At 70.8% G+C, this 18,381-nt stretch carries 17 protein-coding genes; 8 read left to right on the top strand and 9 right to left on the bottom strand.

The window, feature by feature from the left end; translation table 11 throughout:
• Complete coding sequence (locus ACFYY6_RS05825) at positions 1 to 765, bottom strand: GntR family transcriptional regulator (RefSeq protein WP_351520336.1); 765 nt, start codon at positions 763 to 765, stop codon at positions 1 to 3.
• A 282-nt stretch (positions 766 to 1,047) separates the two neighbouring features.
• Between ACFYY6_RS05825 and ACFYY6_RS05820 the strand changes: the two genes are divergently transcribed.
• The 4 genes from ACFYY6_RS05820 (at position 1,048) to ACFYY6_RS05805 (ending at position 5,795) form a co-directional block, all read left to right on the top strand.
• Positions 1,048 to 2,331, top strand: a complete 1,284-nt coding sequence (locus ACFYY6_RS05820; protein ID WP_351520326.1) for an extracellular solute-binding protein — start codon at positions 1,048 to 1,050, stop codon at positions 2,329 to 2,331.
• 99 nt (positions 2,332 to 2,430) lie between these two features.
• Entirely contained in the window at positions 2,431 to 3,423 is a 993-nt protein-coding gene (locus ACFYY6_RS05815; protein ID WP_386607051.1) for a carbohydrate ABC transporter permease, read from the top strand.
• Entirely contained in the window at positions 3,420 to 4,250 is an 831-nt protein-coding gene (locus ACFYY6_RS05810; protein ID WP_351520328.1) for a carbohydrate ABC transporter permease, read from the top strand. Before ACFYY6_RS05815 ends, ACFYY6_RS05810 begins: the two co-directional genes overlap by 4 nt.
• 9 nt (positions 4,251 to 4,259) lie before the next feature.
• Positions 4,260 to 5,795: a glycoside hydrolase family 3 N-terminal domain-containing protein gene (locus ACFYY6_RS05805; RefSeq protein ID WP_351520329.1), complete on the top strand. Its 1,536-nt coding sequence runs from the start codon at positions 4,260 to 4,262 to the stop codon at positions 5,793 to 5,795.
• Between the two features lie 173 nt (positions 5,796 to 5,968).
• Here the strand turns inward: ACFYY6_RS05805 and nagB are convergent, their stop codons facing one another.
• Positions 5,969 to 6,754: a glucosamine-6-phosphate deaminase gene (gene nagB / locus ACFYY6_RS05800; protein WP_351631999.1), complete on the bottom strand. Its 786-nt coding sequence runs from the start codon at positions 6,752 to 6,754 to the stop codon at positions 5,969 to 5,971.
• Between the two features lie 267 nt (positions 6,755 to 7,021).
• Here nagB and ACFYY6_RS05795 point away from each other — a divergent pair, with 267 nt between their 5' ends.
• Both ACFYY6_RS05795 and ACFYY6_RS05790 read left to right on the top strand, forming a co-directional pair.
• Entirely contained in the window at positions 7,022 to 8,092 is a 1,071-nt protein-coding gene (locus ACFYY6_RS05795; protein WP_351524796.1) for an SIS domain-containing protein, read from the top strand.
• 459 nt (positions 8,093 to 8,551) lie between these two features.
• Positions 8,552 to 10,018: a PAS domain-containing sensor histidine kinase gene (locus ACFYY6_RS05790; protein WP_351524800.1), complete on the top strand. Its 1,467-nt coding sequence runs from the start codon at positions 8,552 to 8,554 to the stop codon at positions 10,016 to 10,018.
• A gap of 187 nt (positions 10,019 to 10,205) precedes the next feature.
• Here ACFYY6_RS05790 and ACFYY6_RS05785 read toward each other — a convergent pair whose 3' ends face one another.
• Positions 10,206 to 10,463, bottom strand: a complete 258-nt coding sequence (locus ACFYY6_RS05785) for a WhiB family transcriptional regulator (protein WP_003953983.1) — start codon at positions 10,461 to 10,463, stop codon at positions 10,206 to 10,208.
• A gap of 317 nt (positions 10,464 to 10,780) precedes the next feature.
• A complete protein-coding gene (locus tag ACFYY6_RS05780) occupies positions 10,781 to 11,749 on the bottom strand; it encodes a diacylglycerol kinase family protein (protein WP_351632003.1) in 969 nt (322 codons plus the stop codon).
• Positions 11,750 to 11,910: 161 nt separating this feature from the next.
• Here ACFYY6_RS05780 and ACFYY6_RS05775 point away from each other — a divergent pair, with 161 nt between their 5' ends.
• Positions 11,911 to 12,369 carry a hypothetical protein gene (locus tag ACFYY6_RS05775; protein WP_386607045.1) on the top strand — a complete coding sequence of 153 codons (459 nt, stop codon included), beginning with the start codon at positions 11,911 to 11,913 and terminating at the stop codon, positions 12,367 to 12,369.
• Positions 12,370 to 12,501: 132 nt separating this feature from the next.
• On the opposite strand, the gene ACFYY6_RS05770 is transcribed toward ACFYY6_RS05775, so the two are convergent.
• From ACFYY6_RS05770 to ACFYY6_RS05760, 3 genes are all read right to left on the bottom strand, one after another.
• Positions 12,502 to 13,563, bottom strand: coding sequence for an RNA polymerase sigma factor SigF (locus tag ACFYY6_RS05770; protein WP_386607159.1), 1,062 nt, complete (start codon positions 13,561 to 13,563; stop codon positions 12,502 to 12,504).
• A complete protein-coding gene (locus ACFYY6_RS05765) occupies positions 13,452 to 13,865 on the bottom strand; it encodes an anti-sigma regulatory factor (protein WP_073781878.1) in 414 nt (137 codons plus the stop codon). Before ACFYY6_RS05765 ends, ACFYY6_RS05770 begins: the two co-directional genes overlap by 112 nt.
• A gap of 266 nt (positions 13,866 to 14,131) precedes the next feature.
• Positions 14,132 to 14,392: a UBP-type zinc finger domain-containing protein gene (locus tag ACFYY6_RS05760; RefSeq protein ID WP_351524793.1), complete on the bottom strand. Its 261-nt coding sequence runs from the start codon at positions 14,390 to 14,392 to the stop codon at positions 14,132 to 14,134.
• A gap of 36 nt (positions 14,393 to 14,428) precedes the next feature.
• On the opposite strand from ACFYY6_RS05760, the gene ACFYY6_RS05755 reads away from it, so the two are divergent.
• Entirely contained in the window at positions 14,429 to 16,033 is a 1,605-nt protein-coding gene (locus tag ACFYY6_RS05755) for a Na+/H+ antiporter (protein WP_388648214.1), read from the top strand.
• 117 nt (positions 16,034 to 16,150) lie between these two features.
• Here the strand turns inward: ACFYY6_RS05755 and ACFYY6_RS05750 are convergent, their stop codons facing one another.
• A complete protein-coding gene (locus tag ACFYY6_RS05750) occupies positions 16,151 to 17,059 on the bottom strand; it encodes a pyridoxal-phosphate dependent enzyme (RefSeq protein WP_351632011.1) in 909 nt (302 codons plus the stop codon).
• Positions 17,060 to 17,170: 111 nt separating this feature from the next.
• The gene (locus ACFYY6_RS05745; RefSeq protein WP_389191803.1) at positions 17,171 to 18,367 is read right to left on the bottom strand and encodes a globin domain-containing protein; all 1,197 of its coding nucleotides are present in this window, start codon (positions 18,365 to 18,367) and stop codon (positions 17,171 to 17,173) included.
• Positions 18,368 to 18,381: the final 14 nt, after the last annotated feature.

Raw genomic sequence — 18,381 nt, 5'->3', positions numbered from 1 at the left:
TCAGTCCATCGGCCGCTTCAGGCGCGCCACGAACTTGTACCGGTCGCCCCGGTAGACCGACCGCACCCATTCCACGGGCTCGCCCCTCCCGTCCAGCGAGTGCCGGGAGAGCATCAGCATCGGCAGGCCCACGTCCGTGCCGAGCAGCCCCGCCTCGCGCGGGGTGGCGAGCGAGGTCTCGATGGTCTCCTCGGCCTCGGCCAGTCTGACGTCGTACACCTCGGACAGCGCGGTGTAGAGCGACGTGTACTTCACCAGTGAACGGCGCAGCGCCGGAAAGCGTTTGGCCGAAAGGTGGGTGGTCTCGATCGCCATCGGCTCCCCGCTGGCGAGCCGCAGCCGCTCGATCCGCAGCACCCGGCCGCCGGCCGTGATGTCGAGCAGCCCGGCGAGCGTGTCGTCGGCCGTGACGTAGCCGATGTCCAGTAGCTGGGACGTGGGTTCCAGCCCCTGGGCACGCATGTCCTCGGTGTACGAGGTGAGTTGGAGGGCCTGCGAGACCTTCGGCTTGGCCACGAAGGTGCCCTTGCCCTGGATGCGCTCCAGCCGGCCCTCGACGACCAGTTCCTGGAGCGCCTGGCGCACGGTCGTGCGCGAGGTGTCGAACTCGGCGGCCAGGGTGCGCTCCGGCGGCACGGGGGTACCGGGCGGCATGGTGTCCGTCATGTCGAGGAGATGCCGCTTCAGGCGGTAGTACTTCGGGACGCGCGCCGTCCGTGTGGCCGCACCCGTCTCGTTCTCCGCATTGCCCCCGTCGGCGCCCATGGCCCGCCTTCCCGACTGCTGCGCTGCTGCCGTCACCGGTTCCTCCGTCTGTCGCGGCTCACATGGTGGCACGGTCCGGTCACGGGTCGTCGCCCTCCCTTAGATGTCGGTCCTATAACGGACGCGAGTGCACCTCTTATACACCCTTGACACCCATAAAGGTCTAGGCCAAGCTCCCGGTACTGGTCTAAACCATTAAAGACCAGGTCCAGCCCCAGCAGTAATCGTCGAATGTCTTCGCGGTGGTGGGCGGGGTTGCAGTATCCCTGAGGAGGGTTTGGCGTGAAGCGCAAGCTCATCGCGGCGATCGGCGTCGCGGGCATGATGATCGGCCTCGCGGCGTGCGGGTCGGACGACGGTGACAAGGGTGGCAAGAAGGCCGGTGCGGACGGCTACAAGGGCGAGACGCTCACCGTCTGGACCATGTCCGGATCGAACCCGCCCGGTTGGACGAAGGCCGTCACCGAGGAGTTCGAGCAGAAGACCAAGGCCAAGCTGAAGATCGAGGTCCAGGAATGGAACGGTATTCAGCAGAAGGTCACGACGGCCCTCTCCGAGTCCAACCCGCCGGACGTCCTGGAGATCGGTAACACCCAGACCCCGGCCTACGCCAAGACCGGTGGCCTCGCCGAGCTCGCCGACCTCAAGAAGGAGATCGGCTCCGCCTGGGCCGACGGCGTCAACGCGCCCTCCGTCTACGAGGACAAGCAGTACGCCCTGCCGTGGTACGTGGGCAACCGCGTGGTCATGTACAACAAGAAGGTCTTCAAGGAAGCCGGCATCACCGAGACGCCGAAGACCCGCGCCGACCTCTTCAAGGCGTTCGACGCCATCAAGGAGAAGGGCAACGCCGAGCCCATCTACCTGCCCGGCCAGAACTGGTACTTCTTCGACGGCCTGCTCGTCGGCAAGGACGTCTCGCCGGTCAAGAAGGAAGGCGACAAGTACGTCTCCAACCTGGCCGACCCGAAGGTCGCCGAGGCCATGGACGTCTACAAGCAGTACCAGTCCTACTCCAAGGCGCCCAAGGACAAGGACGAGGCCACCCCGCAGCAGGCCGAGGTCTTCGCCAAGGGCAAGACCGGTGCCATCATCGCGATGGGCTACGAGGCCGGCACCGCCATCCAGGCCAACCCCGCCATCAAGGACGACATCGGCTTCTTCACCATCCCCGGTGAGACCGCGGACAAGCCCGAGGGCGTGTTCCTCGGTGGCTCCAACCTCGCCGTGGCCGCGGGCAGCAAGAAGCAGGAGCTGGCCAAGGAGTTCCTGAAGATCGCGCTCTCCGAGAAGAACGACGGCGCGCTCATCAAGGAGGTCGGCTGGTCTCCGAAGAACGACGCCATGCAGAAGTACACCGTGGGCCAGCCCGCAGCCGAGGCAGCCGGTCCGGCCGCCTCCAAGTCCGGTGGTACCACGCCGCTGATCCCGGAGTGGGCGCCGGTCGAGAACCCGCCGAACCCGATCAAGACCTACATGACGCTGGTCCTGCAGGGCAAGTCGCCGGCCGACGCCGCCAAGCAGGTCGAGGGCGAGCTCAACAAGCGCCTCGGCCAGCAGCAGTAATCGCAGTCACGCGTCCCGCGCCGGGGCGGCGGGTCACCACCCGCCGCCCCGGCCGTACGCGCCGTTCCGTGTAGGGCTTTGTTGGAAGAGATGGCGAGCATGGCAGTGCAAACCGATCCCTCGGACGTGGCCAAGACGGCCGCCGTCCGCGGTCAGGGCGGGACACCACCCGTCGGGCAGCACGGGGACAGAAAGCGGAGAGTGGGTGCCGGCGCCGCGCCGTACCTGCTGATGGTTCCCGCGCTCGCGGTGACGGCGGTCTTCCTCGGGTATCCCCTGGTGAAGAACATCCTGCTGTCGTTCCAGAACCTCAACATGGGGCAGCTCATCCAGCATGTCACCGAGTGGAACGGCTTCAAGAACTACCAGGAGATCCTCACCGGTGAGGACTTCTGGAGAGTCACCCTCCGCACCATCGTCTTCACCGCCGTCAACGTCGGGCTGATCATGGTGCTCGGCACCCTCATCGGCCTGCTCCTCGCCCGCCTCGGCAAGAAGATGCGCTTCGCCCTGATGCTCGGGCTCATCCTCGCCTGGGCCATGCCGATCGTGGCCGCCTCGACGGTGTACCAGTGGCTGTTCGCCTCGCGCTTCGGGGTCGTCAACTACGTTCTGGACAAGCTCGGCTGGCACTCGATGGCCGACTTCAACTGGACCGGATCGCAGTTCTCCACGTTCTTCGTGGTCACCCTGATGATCGTCTGGCAGTCGATCCCGTTCGTCGCGATCAACCTCTACGCGGCGACCACGACGATCCCCAAGGAGCTGTACGAGGCAGCCTCGCTCGACGGCGCCGGCGCCTGGAAGAGCTTCACCTCCGTGACCATGCCCTTCCTGCGGCCCTTCCTCTACGCCACGACCTTCCTCGAAGTCATCTGGGTCTTCAAGGCGTTCCCGCAGATCTACATCATCAACCAGGGCGGACCCACCCGCCTCACCGAGACGCTGCCGATCTACGCGTTCGTCGAGGGTGTCGGCAACCAGCACTACGGCATGGGTGCCGCGATCTCCCTGCTCACCATCCTGATCATGCTGGGGCTGACCTCCTACTACCTCCGCATCGTTCTCAAGCAAGAGGAGGACGAGCTGTGAAGCGCTCGCTGTTCGGCCGCGTCTGGCCCAACGCCCTCGCCGTCATCCTGTTCGTCGGGCTGGTCTTCCCCGTCTACTGGATGTTCACCACGGCCTTCAAGCCCACCGGTGACATCATCACCGAGACCCCGGTCTGGTTCCCCACCGAGATCACCTTCGAGCACTTCGAGAAGGCCGTCGGCGTGGAGCACTTCTGGACACTGGTCCGGAACTCGCTGACCGTCACCCTGCTCGCGGTGGTCTTCTCCCTGTTCCTCGCGCTCTTCGCCTCGTTCGCCGTGGCGCGCATGCGGTTCCGCGGACGCAAGGGCCTGATCGTGACGTTCATGGTGGCCCAGATGGCGCCCTGGGAGGTCATGGTCATCGCGATCTACATGCTGGTGCGCGACGCGGACATGCTCAACAGCCTGGTCCCGCTGACGCTCTTCTACATGATGATGGTGCTCCCCTTCACGCTCCTCACGCTGCGCGGCTACGTCGCCGCGGTGCCCAAGGAACTGGAGGAGTCCGCCATGGTCGACGGCTGCACCCGCCCGCAGGCGTTCGTCAAGGTGATCCTGCCGCTCCTCGCGCCCGGACTGATGGCCACCTCGCTCTTCGGTTTCATCACCGCGTGGAACGAGTTCCCGCTGGTCCTGATCCTCAACAAGGACCCCGAGGCCAAGACGCTGCCGCTGTGGCTCTCGCAGTTCCAGAGCCAGTTCGGCAACGACTGGGGCGCCACCATGGCCGCGGCGTCGATCTTCGCGATCCCGATCCTCATCCTCTTCGTCTTCCTGCAGCGCAGGGCCGTCAGCGGCCTCACCGACGGCGCCGTGAAGGGATAACGCTGCCTCATGACCACCCTGACCTCTGCCACGGACACCCTCACCCGTGACGCCCTCGCCGTCCTCCAGCCCGGATTCACCGGCACCACCGCCCCGGACTGGGTGCTGCGCAGGGTCGACGAAGGGCTCGCCTCCGTCGCGCTGTTCGGCCGCAACGTCCAGACGCCCGAGCAGGTCACCGCGCTCACCGCCCAGCTCAGGGCCGAGCGCGAGGACCTCCTCGTGGCGATCGACGAGGAGGGCGGCGACGTCACCCGGCTGGAGGTCCGCACCGGCTCCTCCTTCCCCGGCAACCTCGCGCTCGGGTACGTCGACGACGTGGGCCTGACCCGCGCGGTCGCCCGGGAGCTGGGCCGCCGGCTCGCCGAGTGCGGCGTCGACCTCAACTGGGCCCCGTCCGCCGACATCAACTCCAACCCGGACAACCCGATCATCGGCGTTCGCGCCTTCGGCGCCGACACCCGGCTCGTCGCCCGGCACACCGCCGCGTACATCGAGGGCCTCCAGGCGTCCGGAGTCGCCGCCTGCACCAAGCACTTCCCCGGGCACGGCGACACCGCCATCGACTCGCACCACGCGATGCCCCGCATCGACGTCGACCTGGAGACCCTGCACGCCCGGGAGCTGGTGCCCTTCCGCGCCGCCATCGAGGCGGGCTCCAAGTGCGTGATGAGCGCGCACATCCTGCTCCCCGCGCTCGACGCGGACCGCCCCGGGACGGTCAGCCCGCGGATCCTCACCGGCCTGCTGCGCGAGGAACTGGGCTACGACGGCCTGATCGTCACCGACGCCGTCGAGATGCGGGCCATCGCCGGGACCTACGGCATCGAGCGCGGTTCCGTCCTCGCCATCGCCGCGGGCGCCGACGCGCTGTGCGTCGGCGGCGGCCTGGAGGACGACGGCACCGTGCTGCGGCTGCGCGACGCGCTGGTCGCGGCCGTGCGCAACGGCGAACTCCCCGAGGAGCGGCTCGCGGACGCGGCCGCGCGGGTACGCGCCCTCGCGTCCTGGACGCGGGCGGCGAAGGGGGCCGGTTCGGAGCCGGGCGCGGCAGCGCAGGAGGGGACCGCGCCCGGCACCGCGGCCGGTTCCGGCATCGGCCTGGTCGCCGCCCGCCGCGCCGTGCGCGTGACCGGCTCCGCCGAACCGCTGACCGCGCCCGCCTATGTCGCCTCGTTCACCTCCGCGTCGAACATCGCGGTCGGCGACGAGACGCCCTGGGGCGTGGCCGCCGAGCTGGACCGGCTGGTACCGGGCACGCGGACGGGCATGTACGACGGCGAGACCGAGGAGCCCGCGGCCGCCGTGGTGCGGGCGGCGGGGGAGCGGCGCATCGTCGTGGTCGTCCGCGACGCGCACCGTCACGCCTGGATGGGCGAGGCCCTGGACGCCCTGGTCGCGCGGCGCCCCGACACGGTCGTGGTCGAGATGGGCGTCCCGCAGGCACCCGCCAGGGGAGCACTGCACATCGCCACGCACGGCGCCGCCCGCGTCTGCGGGCAGGCGGCCGCGGAGATCATCGCGCGGGGCGGCACGGAGGACTGAGAACCGAGGCGTGGTGCGGGGAGAGGGGGCGCACCACACCCCCGGCCCCGTACGACGTCCGCCCGCACGGCTGTCCGTTCGCGCGGATCGTGCCGGTCCGGATGCCAGGAGGCCCGGAGCACCCACCTCGGGTGCTCCGGGCCTCCGACGTTTCCGGCCGGGCCGCGGTGCGGCTACAGCCCCTGCCAGGACGGCTTCGACGCGTACGTGGCACGGAAGTAGTCCGCCAGCTTCAGCTTGGCGGCGGCGGCCTCGTCGACCACCACCGTCGCGTGCGGGTGCAACTGCAGCGCAGAGGCGGGCACGATCGAGGCCACCGGCCCCTCCACCGTCTGCGCCACGGCGTCCGCCTTGCCCTCGCCGGTGGCGAGCAGGATCGGGTGGCGGGCCTCCAGGATGGTGCCGATGCCCTGGGTGATCACGTGGTGCGGCACCTGGGAGACGTCGTCGCCGAAGAAGCGCGCGTTGTCGATCCGGGTCTGCTCGGTGAGCGTCTTGATCCGGGTGCGGGACGCGAGCGAGGAGCACGGCTCGTTGAAGCCGATGTGGCCGTCGGTGCCGATGCCGAGGAGCTGGATGTCGACCCCGCCGGCCTCGGCGAGCGCCTTGTCGTACGCCTCGCAGGCGGCCGGGATGTCCTCGGCGGAGCCGTCGGGGCCCATGAAGGAATCCTCGGACAGGCCGAGCGGTTCGACGACCTCGCGCAGCACCACGGAGCGGTAGGACTCCGGGTGGCCCGCGGGCAGCCCGACGTACTCGTCGAGCTGGCAGATGCGGGCGCGCGAGACGTCCACGGCACCGGAGCGGACCTTCTCCGTCAGCGCGCGGTAGATGGGCAGCGGGGTAGAGCCGGTGGCAACGCCGAGAAGGGCGTCGGGCTTGCGGCTCAGCAGGGCGCCGATGGCCTCCGCGATGAGTTCGCCGCCTGCCTTGGCGTCCGGGACGATGACAACTTCCACGCTGGGCCTGCCGATCTGAAGAGTGGTATCAGGTGGTATAGACCAATCAAGTTCCCAATCTAGCAGAAGCGGGCGACGCGGACACCGCGTGGACAAGGTGTGGACACGGCGTGGGCGGGGCGGCCGTGCCCCGTCCCGGCCGCGCCCCGCTGGCGGGCCTGCGCGCCCCCGTGTTCGACTGGTTCGGGAGGCCTCTGCGGCGCACGGGAGCACTTCCCGAACAGGGGCCGCATCGGAACACCCTGGGAGGACCGGGAGGCACTCGACATGGCAGCCACGTCCTCGGCGGGGGAGAGCGAGCGACCGGGCCGGATCATGGCCCGTGAGATGGCCGAGCAGCCCGCGGCGCTGCGGCGTGTCCTCGACCGGGGCGCCCCCGCGATCCGTGAGGTGGCCGCCGAGATCGCGGCGCGCGAGCCGCGCTTCGCCCTCCTCGCCGCCCGCGGCACCTCGGACAACGCCGCGCTCTACGCCAAGTACCTGCTGGAGATCCGGCTCGGGCTGCCCTGCGGCCTGACCTCGATGTCCACCACGACCGCGTACGGGGCCAGGCCCAGGCTCGCGGACGTCCTGGCCGTCACCGTCAGCCAGTCCGGGAGCTCGCCCGACCTGGTGGCCTCCACCGGGGCGGCCCGGGAGGCCGGGGCGATCACCCTGGCCGTCACCAACAACCCGGACTCGCCGCTCGCCGCGGTCTCCGAGTACCACATCGACGTGCTGGCGGGCCCGGAGCGGGCCCTCCCGGCCACCAAGACGTACACCGCCTCCCTGCTGTCCCTCTATCTCTTCGTGGAGGGCCTGCGCGGGGGCGACGGCGCGGCGGCCGCGGTCCTGCCGGAGACGGCCGAGGCGGTCCTGGCCCGCCGCGAGGAGGTCGGGGCCCTGGCGTCGCGCTACCGCTTCGCGGAGCGCATGGTCATCACCTCGCGCGGCTACGGCTACCCGACGGCCAAGGAGGCCGCGCTCAAGCTGATGGAGACCAGTTACATCCCCGCCCTCTCCTACTCCGGTGCCGATCTGCTGCACGGCCCGCTCGCCATGGTGGACAACGTCTCCCCGGTGATCGCGGTCGTCACCGACGGCCGGGGCGGCGAGGCGCTCCGCCCGGTCCTGAACCGGCTGCGGGCCCGGGGCGCGGATCTCGTCGTGGTCGGTCCCGAGGCGCGGGTGGCGGAGGCGTCCGCGGGCTTCGTGCTGCCGACGGCCGGGGTCGCGGAGGAGGTCCAGCCGGTGCTGGAGATCCTTCCGCTGCAGAGGCTGGCGTACGAGGTGGCGATCGCGCGCGGCCAGGACCCGGACGCGCCGCGCGCCCTGGCCAAGATCACCGAGACTCACTGACGCGTCCCGGCTCGCCGGGTCCCGCTGACGCCGGGCCGGATCCCCCGGACCCGCCTGCACGTCGGGCCCGGGGGAGCACGCGGGTCGTGGGAGGCGCCGCGGGCCGCGGGGCCCGGAAACACCCGCGGGCCGCGGCGCCGGGACGGGACCCTCGGCCCGTCCGGCACCGCAGCCCGGAATGTGACCGTCCACCGGACGGCCCGCTCGGCCGGCGGTGTGCGGTGCCGTCGGCCGGGAGAGGCGCCCGCGCGGTCAGGGCAGAGAGCGCGGATGCCTCGATCCGCTCTCCTGTGCGGGGAGAGCGGAAGCTCTGTCCCCAGCATTGTGGACTAGACCATTCGCCCCTGTCCATCCATCGGAGCACGGCAATTCCACGGGCCCGTTTCCTTCCACGTACGACGGCCTCGTCCGGTTCGGAACCATGCCCCGTGCGCGGGTACGCTCGCACACGTGCCCTCCATGAACGACCTCGTCCGCCAGCACACAGCCCTCGGTGACACCGACCTGGAGTGGCTGCATCTGCTGGTCTCGGAGTGGCAATTGCTCTCCGACCTGTCCTTCGCCGACCTCGTGCTCTGGGTCCCCACCCATGACGGCACCCGCTACGTGTCCGTGGCCCAGATGCGGCCCAACACCGGACCGACCTCCTACCAGAACGACATGGTGGGCCACCTGGTGCCGCGCGGTCGCCGGCCGATGCTCGACGTGGCGCTGGACGAGGGCCGGATCGTGCGCGAGGGCGACCCGGAATGGCGCGAGGAGGTCCCGGTGCGGGTGGAGTCGATCCCCGTGCGCCGGGAGGGCCGGGTCCTTGGCGTGATCGCCCGCAACACCAACCTGCTGACCGTGCGCACGCCGTCCCGGCTGGAGCTCACCTATCTGCAGTCGGCCTCCGACCTGGCCCAGATGATCGCTGCCGGGACCTTCCCGTTCCCCGGCCAGCAGGTCGACATGGACGCCTCGCCCCGCGTCGGCGACGGGCTGCTCCGGCTCGACGCCGACGGCGTCGTGCAGTACGCCAGCCCCAACGGCCTCTCCGCGTACCACCGCCTCGGTCTCGCCTCCGACCTGGTCGGCCAGCACCTGGGCTCGATCACCGCCGAACTCGCCCCGTCCCGGGGCCCGGTGGACGAGGCGCTGGTCAAACTGGCCAGTGGCTACGCGCCCCGTGAGTTCGAGGTCGAGGGCGCGGGCGGAGTGATCCAGCTCCGGGCCATCCCGCTCAAGCCCAAGGGCGTCCGGATCGGTTCGCTGGTTCTCCTGAGGGACGTCACCGAACTGCGCCGCCGCGAGCGGGAGCTGATCACCAAGGACGCCACCATCCGGGAGATCCACCACCGGGTGAAGAACAACCTCCAGACCGTCGCCGCCCTGTTGCGGCTCCAGGCCCGGCGGATGGACTCGGTCCGGGGGCGCGAGGCCCTCAACGAGGCGGTGCGGCGCGTTGGTTCGATCGCCATCGTCCATGAGACGCTGTCTCAGAATCTGGACGAGCGGGTGGAGTTCGACGAGATCGCCGACCGGGTCATCGCCATGGTCGCGGAGATCTCTCCGGGCAAGGTCACCTGCCGCCGCACGGGGCGCTTCGGCATCCTCGACGCCGAGGTGGCCACGCCGCTGGCAATGGTTCTCACGGAGGTCCTGCAGAACGCGCTGGAGCACGCCTTCACTCTCGCCGAGCACGGCACGGTGGACGTGTCCGCGGTGCGCGGCGGCACCTCCGTCGAACAGCGGCTGCTGATCACGGTCCAGGACGACGGATGCGGTCTGCCCGAGGGCTTCGACCCGCAGAGCGCCGGCAACCTGGGTCTGCAGATCGTGCGGACGCTGGTGGAGGGGGAGCTGGGCGGGACCTTCGCGATGATCCCGGCGCCGGGGCGTGGCACCCAGGTCGTCCTCGACATCCCGGTCCGGTCCCACAAGTAGGCCCGTTCGGCAGAGGGGCGCCGGTTCCGACGGTACATACGGCAGCGAGCCCGGACCGTGGTGGACGGTCCGGGCTCGCTGTTCATGCATGCGCTTTGGGGGGTACTGCGCGCTGCGACTCGGGGGCGGGGTTGTGCGTACGCGCTGTACGCGCCGCCGGGCTGAGGCTCGTAGCGGTGGCGTCGGCTCAGGCGCTGGCGTTACGCGCCCGGTTGCGAGCGGCACGGCGCTTCATCGCGCGGCGCTCGTCCTCGCTGAGGCCACCCCAGACACCGGAGTCCTGGCCGGACTCGAGCGCCCACTGCAGGCACTGCTCCATGACGGGGCAGCGACGGCAGACGGCCTTGGCTTCCTCGATCTGCAGCAGCGCAGGACCGGTGTTGCCGATGGGGAAGAACAGCTCGGGGTCTTCCTCACGACAAACGGCGTTGTGACGCCAGTCCATGGCTGCTACCTCTCCTTGGTGTTGCATACAGTGCTTGTGAATGTGAACGCTTTCACGAATCCCCCCGCAGGCAACGGGCCGACGCCCAGATGAACTGGTTGTGGTCTGTGAAATGAGGAGGGGTTCTGGCTCTCAGTGGAGGCCGTTGTTGCGGGCCGTCCCGATCGCCATGTAGAGATTCGCAAACCTCGGCGACGGATACAACCCCTTCTGGAAAGTTTTTTTTGATTCCTCGGTGTCGACTAGGTCACAGCCGTACTTCTATGGGGTGGAGTCCAGCCCAAACGTTCGACTTAAAGGACTTTGGGCCCTTCCACTCACACAATCACACGCAGTGCACGGCGTACGCCTGTGAACGTCACACTCGTGCGCACTCCGAGATGGTCGCCGTCCATCTGGAAAGGGAGGGGCGCCTTTGAATGCAAGGTGAAGGCCGTGAGGTCGTGAAGGGAGACGGCGTGCTTGCCGCGAGGGCCCCTCTCGGGGCTCGACGTGAGCAACTGGGTGGCGTAGCGGGCGACCGCCGAGGTGGAGAGCCGCTTGAGTCCGAGCACGTCCAGGCCGGTGTCGAAGGAGGCCGTCGGGGAGGCGTATATGGGGCGGTTCCCCAGGTAGGTCCAGGGGGAGGTGTTCGAGATTATGGACAGCGCGAGATCGTCGACCGGTTCCAGGCCGGGGGCCTCCAGCCTGATCGTTCCGTGCCGACGGTGCGGTTCCTCCAGGAATTGCCGGACCACCTGGCGCACGTACAACGCGTGTGTCGATCGTTTTCCGAGTTCGCGCTTTTGTTCGACGCGGCCGATCACGCTCGCGTCGAATCCGAGCCCGGCGCAGAATGTGAACCAGCGTTCAGGGACGGATTCGTCCTCGGTGCCCGGGGTGCCGGCCGCCAGTCCGAGGCCGACGGTGCGTTCGGTGCGGTTGGCGAGCGCGTCCAGGATCGCGCCGGTCGCCTCGACCGCGTCGTTCGGCAGGCCCAGGGCACGCGCGAAGACGTTGGTGGAGCCGCCGGGGACCACCGCGAGCCGGGGCAGGACGTCCAGGTCGGGGCCCTTGTGGAGCAGTCCGTTGACGATTTCGTTGACCGTGCCGTCGCCGCCCAGCGAGACCACGAGGTCGATCTCCCCGGAGTCCGCGGCCTCCCGTCCGAGGTCCCGGGCGTGCCCCCGGTACTCCGTGGTCACGGCCTCCAGCTTCATCTCGCTGGCCAGGGCGTGGATGAGTACGTCACGGGTCCGCGCACTGGTGGTGGTAGCAGCTGGATTGACCACGAGAAGTGCGCGCATGACGGTCAGAGTACCTACCCGGTGGTATCGCCCTGAAGTCCTGCGCCATGACCTCACGCTCGGTGACGGACCGCGCGCGGTGGGGCGGGCGGGTGCCCGCGCCCCGTGGTGTTCGCCACCCCGGCTTCGCTTTCGGGGGGCCGGGATGCCAGTCTGCAGGGGTGAGTACTCAGCAGAACGCGCCCGACCCGTCGCCCTCGCCGTCGGCCGGACCGACGAAGCCGAGCAGGATCACGCTCGTGGCGGCGCTCACCGCCCTGGAGGGGACGGCACTCGTCGTCGGCGGGATCTACATGCTGGTGATGGGGATGCTCGGACATCCCGAGAGCCCGCAGCAGGCGGAGATGGGCGGCCTCACTCTGATCGCGCTGGGCCTGATCCCGCTGATCGCGGCGCGCGGTCTGCTGCTTCGGCGCGGCTGGAGCCGGGGCCCCGCGCTCATCACGCAGATCATGGGGCTCCCGGTGGCGTGGACGCTGCTGAGGTCCCATGGCGCGCTGATCCCGACCGGGATCGTGCTCGCCGTGGTGGTCGTGACCTCGCTCTACCAGCTGCTCAGGCCCACGACGATCGAGGAACTCGGCATCCGCCGCCCCGGGACCACGGCCCCGGACGCCTGAGAGCCTGTCGCGGGAGCCGGGCGGGGCCCGCGGGACCGAGGCGGGCCGGGGACCGGCGGGGCACCCGGCCCCCGGGGCGGTCCGCCCGACCCGGCCGGACGTCCCCGCCGGCCGGATGCCCCGACTCCGCCCCTACTCCTCGACGAGCAGGCGTTCGCGCAACTGGGCCAGGGTGCGGGCGAGCAACCGCGAGACGTGCATCTGGGAGATGCCGACCTCCTGGGCGATCTGCGACTGGGTCATGTTGCCGAAGAAACGCAGCAGCAGGATCCGCTTCTCGCGCGGCGGGAGGTCCTCCAGCAGCGGCTTGAGCGACTCCCGGTACTCGACGCCCTCCAGCGCCTCGTCCTCGGACCCGAGCGTGTCCGCGACCGCGGGCGACTCGTCGTCCGTGTCCGGCACGTCCAACGAGAGCGTGCTGTACGCATTGGCCGATTCCAGCCCCTCCAGCACCTCTTCCTCGGAGATGCCCAGGCGCTCGGCCAGTTCGTGCACCGTCGGCGAGCGGCCGTGCAGCTGGGAGAGTTCGGCGGTCGCCGTGGTGAGCGACAGCCGCAGCTCCTGGAGCCGACGCGGCACCCGCACCGCCCAGCCCTTGTCACGGAAGTGGCGCTTGATCTCGCCGACGACCGTGGGGGTCGCGTACGTCGAGAACTCGACGCCGCGGTCCGGATCGAACCGGTCCACCGACTTGATCAGACCGATCGTGGCGACCTGCGTCAGGTCGTCGAGCGGCTCGCCGCGGTTGCGGAACCGGCGGGCCAGGTGCTCCACGAGCGGCAGGTGCATCCGCACCAGCTGATTGCGCAGCTCCGCCCGCTCGGGCGAACCGTCGGGAAGGGCGCGCAGTTCGACGAAGAGTGCCCGCGCCCCGCTGCGGTCCTGTGGATCGTGGTGCCCGTGCTCGCTCATCTGGCCTGCCCGCTCCGCCTGCGACTGCTCCACCGCGAACGCACGGCTCGCGGGCTCGTCCGCCCCGTCCTCCGGATGGGGCAGGGCCTGCTGTTCCGGGATGGCCGCCGCACGCACCACCCCTGGTCGGATCGTCTCGTCCCGCACCGGACCGTCCCCGTTTCCGTTGCTCACGCCGGCCCGGGTCCCGCGCCGCGCTGTTTGTAGAGGCTGATGCTGACCGTACGGTCGTCGGCCACCGAGGAGTCGACCTTCCCGGCCAGCGCGGAGAGCACCGTCCAGGCGAAGGTGTCACGCTCCGGCGCCCGCCCGTCCGTGGTCGGTGCGGACACCGTCACCTCCAGGGAATCCTCGATGAGCCGGAAGACGCAGCTGAGGACGGAGCCCGGCACGGCCTGCTGGAGCAGGATCGCGCAGGCCTCGTCGACCGCGATGCGAAGATCCTCGATCTCGTCGAGCGTGAAGTCCAAGCGTGCCGCGAGACCGGCCGTGGCCGTACGCAGCACCGACAGGTAGGCACCCGCAGCGGGCAGCCGGACCTCTACGAAGTCCTGATTCCCGGGCTCGCCTGCGATCTGGGACACCCTCACCTCCAAGGTGGCACAAACTCTTCCGAGGATCCGGGAAGGGCACCCCGGAGCCATGTGGTACGTCTTCGGTTCTGGCCCGGCGACGCTATCGCGATCCATGATGCCGTGTCGCCGAACCCCCGGGCCCCGGCGGTGGATCAGGCTCGAACAGGACCCAGCTCATGGCTGTCACTCATGGTAAGTCAATGACCACACACGGTGGCTAGGGGTCTGCGGCGATCAATTGCGGACAACCGGCGTCGTTTTGACGTACCCGGGCCTCAGACGATCGAACCGTCGGCATAGCACCAGCGCCAGCTCTCGCCCGGCTCGAAACTCCGCATCACCGGATGACCGGTCTCCTCGAAGTGCCCCGTGGCATGCCGCAGCGGGGACGAGTCGCAGCAGCCGACATGGCCGCAGACCAGACACAGCCGCAGATGCACGGGGTGCGTGCCCGCCGCGACGCACTCCGGGCAGGTCCCGCTCAGAGGCTCCGGCTCGGGGTGCGGCAGCGTGAGCACGTGCGAGCAGTCACTCATGATGGTCAGGTTACGACGGATGCGAGGACCGTGGACATGGACGTACTGCCGCTGGTGGCGCTGGTCGCGGCGAGTGCCGCCGTCGCGGGGGCGGCCCGCCGCACCCCCGTGCCGGCGCCCCTGCTGCTGGTGACGGTGGGGCTGATCGCCTCGTACGTGCCGGGGGTGCCGTCGTACACCCTGGACGCGGACATCGTGCTGCCGCTGCTGCTGCCGCCCCTGCTCTACACGGCGGCCGTCGACAGCTCGTACCTCGATCTGCGGGCCAACGTGCGGCCGGTCGCGCTGCTCTCCGTCGGCTACGTCCTCTTCGCGACCGTGGCGGTCGGCTGGCTGGCCTACCTGGTGGTGCCCGACCTGCCGCTCACCGCCGCGCTGGTGCTCGGCGCGGTCGTCGCCCCGCCGGACGCGGTCACCGCCGCCGCGATCGCCCGGCGGGTCGGGCTGCCCAGCCGGGTCACCACGATCCTCCAGGGCGAGTCCCTGGTGAACGACGCCACCGCGATCACCGCGTACAAGGTGGCCCTGGCCGCCGCCGTCGGCGAGGGCATGAGTTGGGGCTCCGGGATCGGTGAGTTCCTGGTGGCCGCGCTCGGCGGGGTCGTGGTCGGCCTGGCGCTGATGGTGCCGCTGCACTGGCTCCGTACCCACCTCGGGGAAGCCCTGCTGCAGAACACGCTGTCGCTGCTGATCCCCTTCGTGGCGTACGCGGTGGCCGAGCGCGTGCACGCCTCGGGGGTGCTCGCCGTGGTCGTCGTCGCGCTCTACCTGGGCCACCGCGCCTGGCAGGTCGACTTCGCGACCCGGCTCCAGGAGGCGGCCGTATGGAGGATGGTCGCGTTCGTCCTGGAGTCGGCGGTCTTCGCGCTGATCGGGCTCCAGCTGCCCTTCGTGCTCAGGGGGCTCGGGGCGTACGCCGTGGCGGACGCGCTCTGGTACGCGGTGGCGGTGTTCGCGGCCGTCGTCGTGGTCCGCTACGTCTGGGTCTTCCCGGCCACGTTCCTGCCCCGATGGCTGTCGAAACGGATCCGCGAGCGCGAACCGGACACCGACTGGAAGGCGCCGACGATCGTCGGCTGGGCCGGGATGCGCGGGGTCGTCTCGCTCGCCATCGCGTTCTCCATCCCCCTGCTCACGACCGCCGGGCAGGCGTTCCCGGCCCGGAACCTGGTGCTGTTCCTGACCTTCACCACCGTCATCGGCACCCTGGTCGTCCAGGGGCTCACCCTGCCGCTGCTGGTGCGCGCGCTGAGACTCCCGGGCCGGGACGCGACCGCCGAGACCCTGGCCGAGGCCCAGGCGCAGAGCGAGGCGTCCTCCGCCGCCGAGGCCCGGCTGGACGCCCTGCTCGCCGATCCCCGCAACGCCCTCCCGGAGCCGCTCACCGACCGCCTGCGCGCCGTCCTGGAACGGCGCCGCAACGCCGTGTGGGAGCGGCTGGGCGCCGCCAACCCGGTGACCGGGGAGTCGGCGGACGACACCTACCGGCGGTTGGCCGGGGAGACGCTGGACGCCGAACGCGAGGTCTTCGTACGGCTCAGGGACGAGCGGCGGATCGACGACGAGATGCTCCGCACCCTGCTCAGACGGCTCGACCTGGAGGAGGCGGCGGCCTACCGGGAGGGGCCGGGCGCGGCGTGAGCGCGGGGCCGGGCGGGCGGGCCTGGCGGGGGAGACTCGCGCGGGCGCGACCGGCCCACCCCGAACCGCGGCGAACAGCGGCCGGGTCCGGGGGATCCGCGCCGGATCCCCCGGACGTCAGGGGCGGCCCGTGACGACGGCCACGACCGTCGCCCCCGCCGGGAACGCGCCCTCCTCGGCCAGCGCGGTGAGCCCGAACAGCAGCTTGGCGACGTAGAGCCGTTCGACGGGCAGCCCATGCCGCTGCTCGAAGTCGTCCGCGAACGCGTGCAGCTCCGGGGGCGTACGGGCGTAGCCGCCGAAGTGGAAGCGCTCGTCCAGGGACCACGTCCCCTCGGGCCCGCCGAACGCCTCCCGTTGCAGCTCCCGCACCGCCTCGCCGAGGAAGCCGCCGCGCAGCACCGGGACGCCGAGCGCCCGCTGCCCCGGCGCCAGACCGGCGGCGAGACCGGCGAGGGTGCCGCCGGTGCCGCAGGCCACCGCGACCACATCGGCCCGCCCGCGCAGCTCGCGCCCCAGCTCGGTGCAGCCCCGCACGGCCAGGGCGTTGCTGCCGCCCTCGGGGACGACGAAGCACTCCCCGGAGCCGCTCTCCCCGAAGGCGCTCCGCAGCCCGGCCAGCACCTCGGGGTCGGCCTTGGCGCGGTAGGTCGCGCGGTCCACGAAGCGCAGGGTCATCCCGTCCGCGGCGCACCGGGCGAGCGAGGGGTTGAGGGGGCGGTCGGCCAGTTCGTCGCCGCGTACCACCCCGAGGGTGCGGAAGCCGAGCAGCCGTCCGGCGGCGGCGGTGGCCCGCAGGTGGTTGGAGTACGCCCCGCCGAACGTGAGGACGGTGCGCCCGGCGGCGGCCCGCAGACTGGGGGCGAGTTTGCGCCACTTGTTGCCCGGAAGATCCGGGTGGATCAGATCGTCCCGCTTGAGCAGCAGCCGCACGCCCCGGCGGGCGAAGCGGTCGTCGTGGACCTCCTCCAGCGGGGAGGGCAGCCGGGGCCGCAGGAGCGCTTCGGGGTCCGGGGGACGGTTCACCCGTCCATTTGACCAGGCCCGGGCCGACGGCCGCCGCCGCGGGGCGGACGCGTGCCCCGCCGACGGCCCCCTGAGGGGCCGCGTCGGCGGGGCGCGCGGGGCCGGCCGCGTTCAGTTCTGGGCGAGCCAGAGGTCGGGGCCGAACACCTCGTAGTGGATGTCGGCGGCCTGGACCCCCTTGGCCAGCAACTGGGTGCGCACGGCGCGCATGAAGGGCAGCGGGCCGCACAGGTAGGCGTGGGTGCCGGGCGCGATCGTGAAGTCGCCCAGATCCACCAGACCGGTGCGGTCGGCGCTGTGGCCGGACTCCGGGCGCTCGTACCAGAAGTGCGTGGTGGCGTCGGGGAGCTTGTCGGCGAGCGTCACGTGGTCGTTGCGCAGCGCGTGGTCGGCGGGGGAGCGGTCGCCGTGCACGACGGTGACCGGGGCACGGTGGCCGGTCGCGGCCAGGTGCTCCAGCATCGACAGCATGGGGGTGCAGCCGATCCCGGCCGAGGCGAGCAGCAGCGGGGCGTCGGCGTCGTCCAGCACGAGGTCGCCGTACGGGGCGGAGACCCGCAGCCGGTCGCCGGCCGCGACCTCAGCGTGCAGATGACAGGAGACCTCGCCGTCCGGGGAGCCGCCCCCGTGTACCCGCTTCACGGTGATCGAGCGCAGCGCCGATCCAGGGGCGCTGGAGAGGCTGTACTGGCGTATCTGCCGTGCCCCGTCGGGGAGTTCCACCTGAACGGAGACGTACTGGCCGGGGCGGAAGGCGGGCGCGGGCTCCCCGTCGGCCGGGCGGAGCCGGAAGGTCGCGACGTCGGGAGTCTCCTCGGTCCGGCCGACCACCTCCCACTCGCGCCACACGTCACCGGCGGCCACGCCCTGCTCCGCGTACAGTCGCGCCTCGCGGGAGATCAGCGCGTTCGCCATCAGCCAGTAGACCTCGTCCCAGGCGGCGGCGACCTCGGGGGTGAGCGCGTCGCCGAGCACCTCGGCGATGGCTGCGAACAGGTGCCTGTGCACGATGTCGTACTGGTCGGCGGTGACGCCGAGCGAGGCGTGCTTGTGGGCTATCCGGCCGAGCATCACGTCGGGGCGGGTGTCCGGGTGCGCGACCAGGTGGGTCGCGAAGGCGGCTATGGAGCCCGCGAGCGCCTGCCGCTGGGCGCCGGACGCCTGGTTGCCGCGGTTGAAGAGGTCGCGCAGCAGCTCCGGGTGTGCGGTGAACATCTCGCGGTAGAAGAGGTCGGCGATGTCCCCGATGGCCGCTCCCACGGCGGGAAGGGTGGCGCGGACGGTGGCGGTCGACGTCTCGGACAGCATCGATGACTCCTCGG

Origin of the sequence: Streptomyces sp. NPDC001750 (genome assembly GCF_042892615.1) — a bacterium.
Lineage (GTDB): Bacteria > Actinomycetota > Actinomycetes > Streptomycetales > Streptomycetaceae > Streptomyces.
Note: the sequence above shows the minus strand (reverse complement) of the source record. Positions and strands in the feature narration are given on the sequence as shown.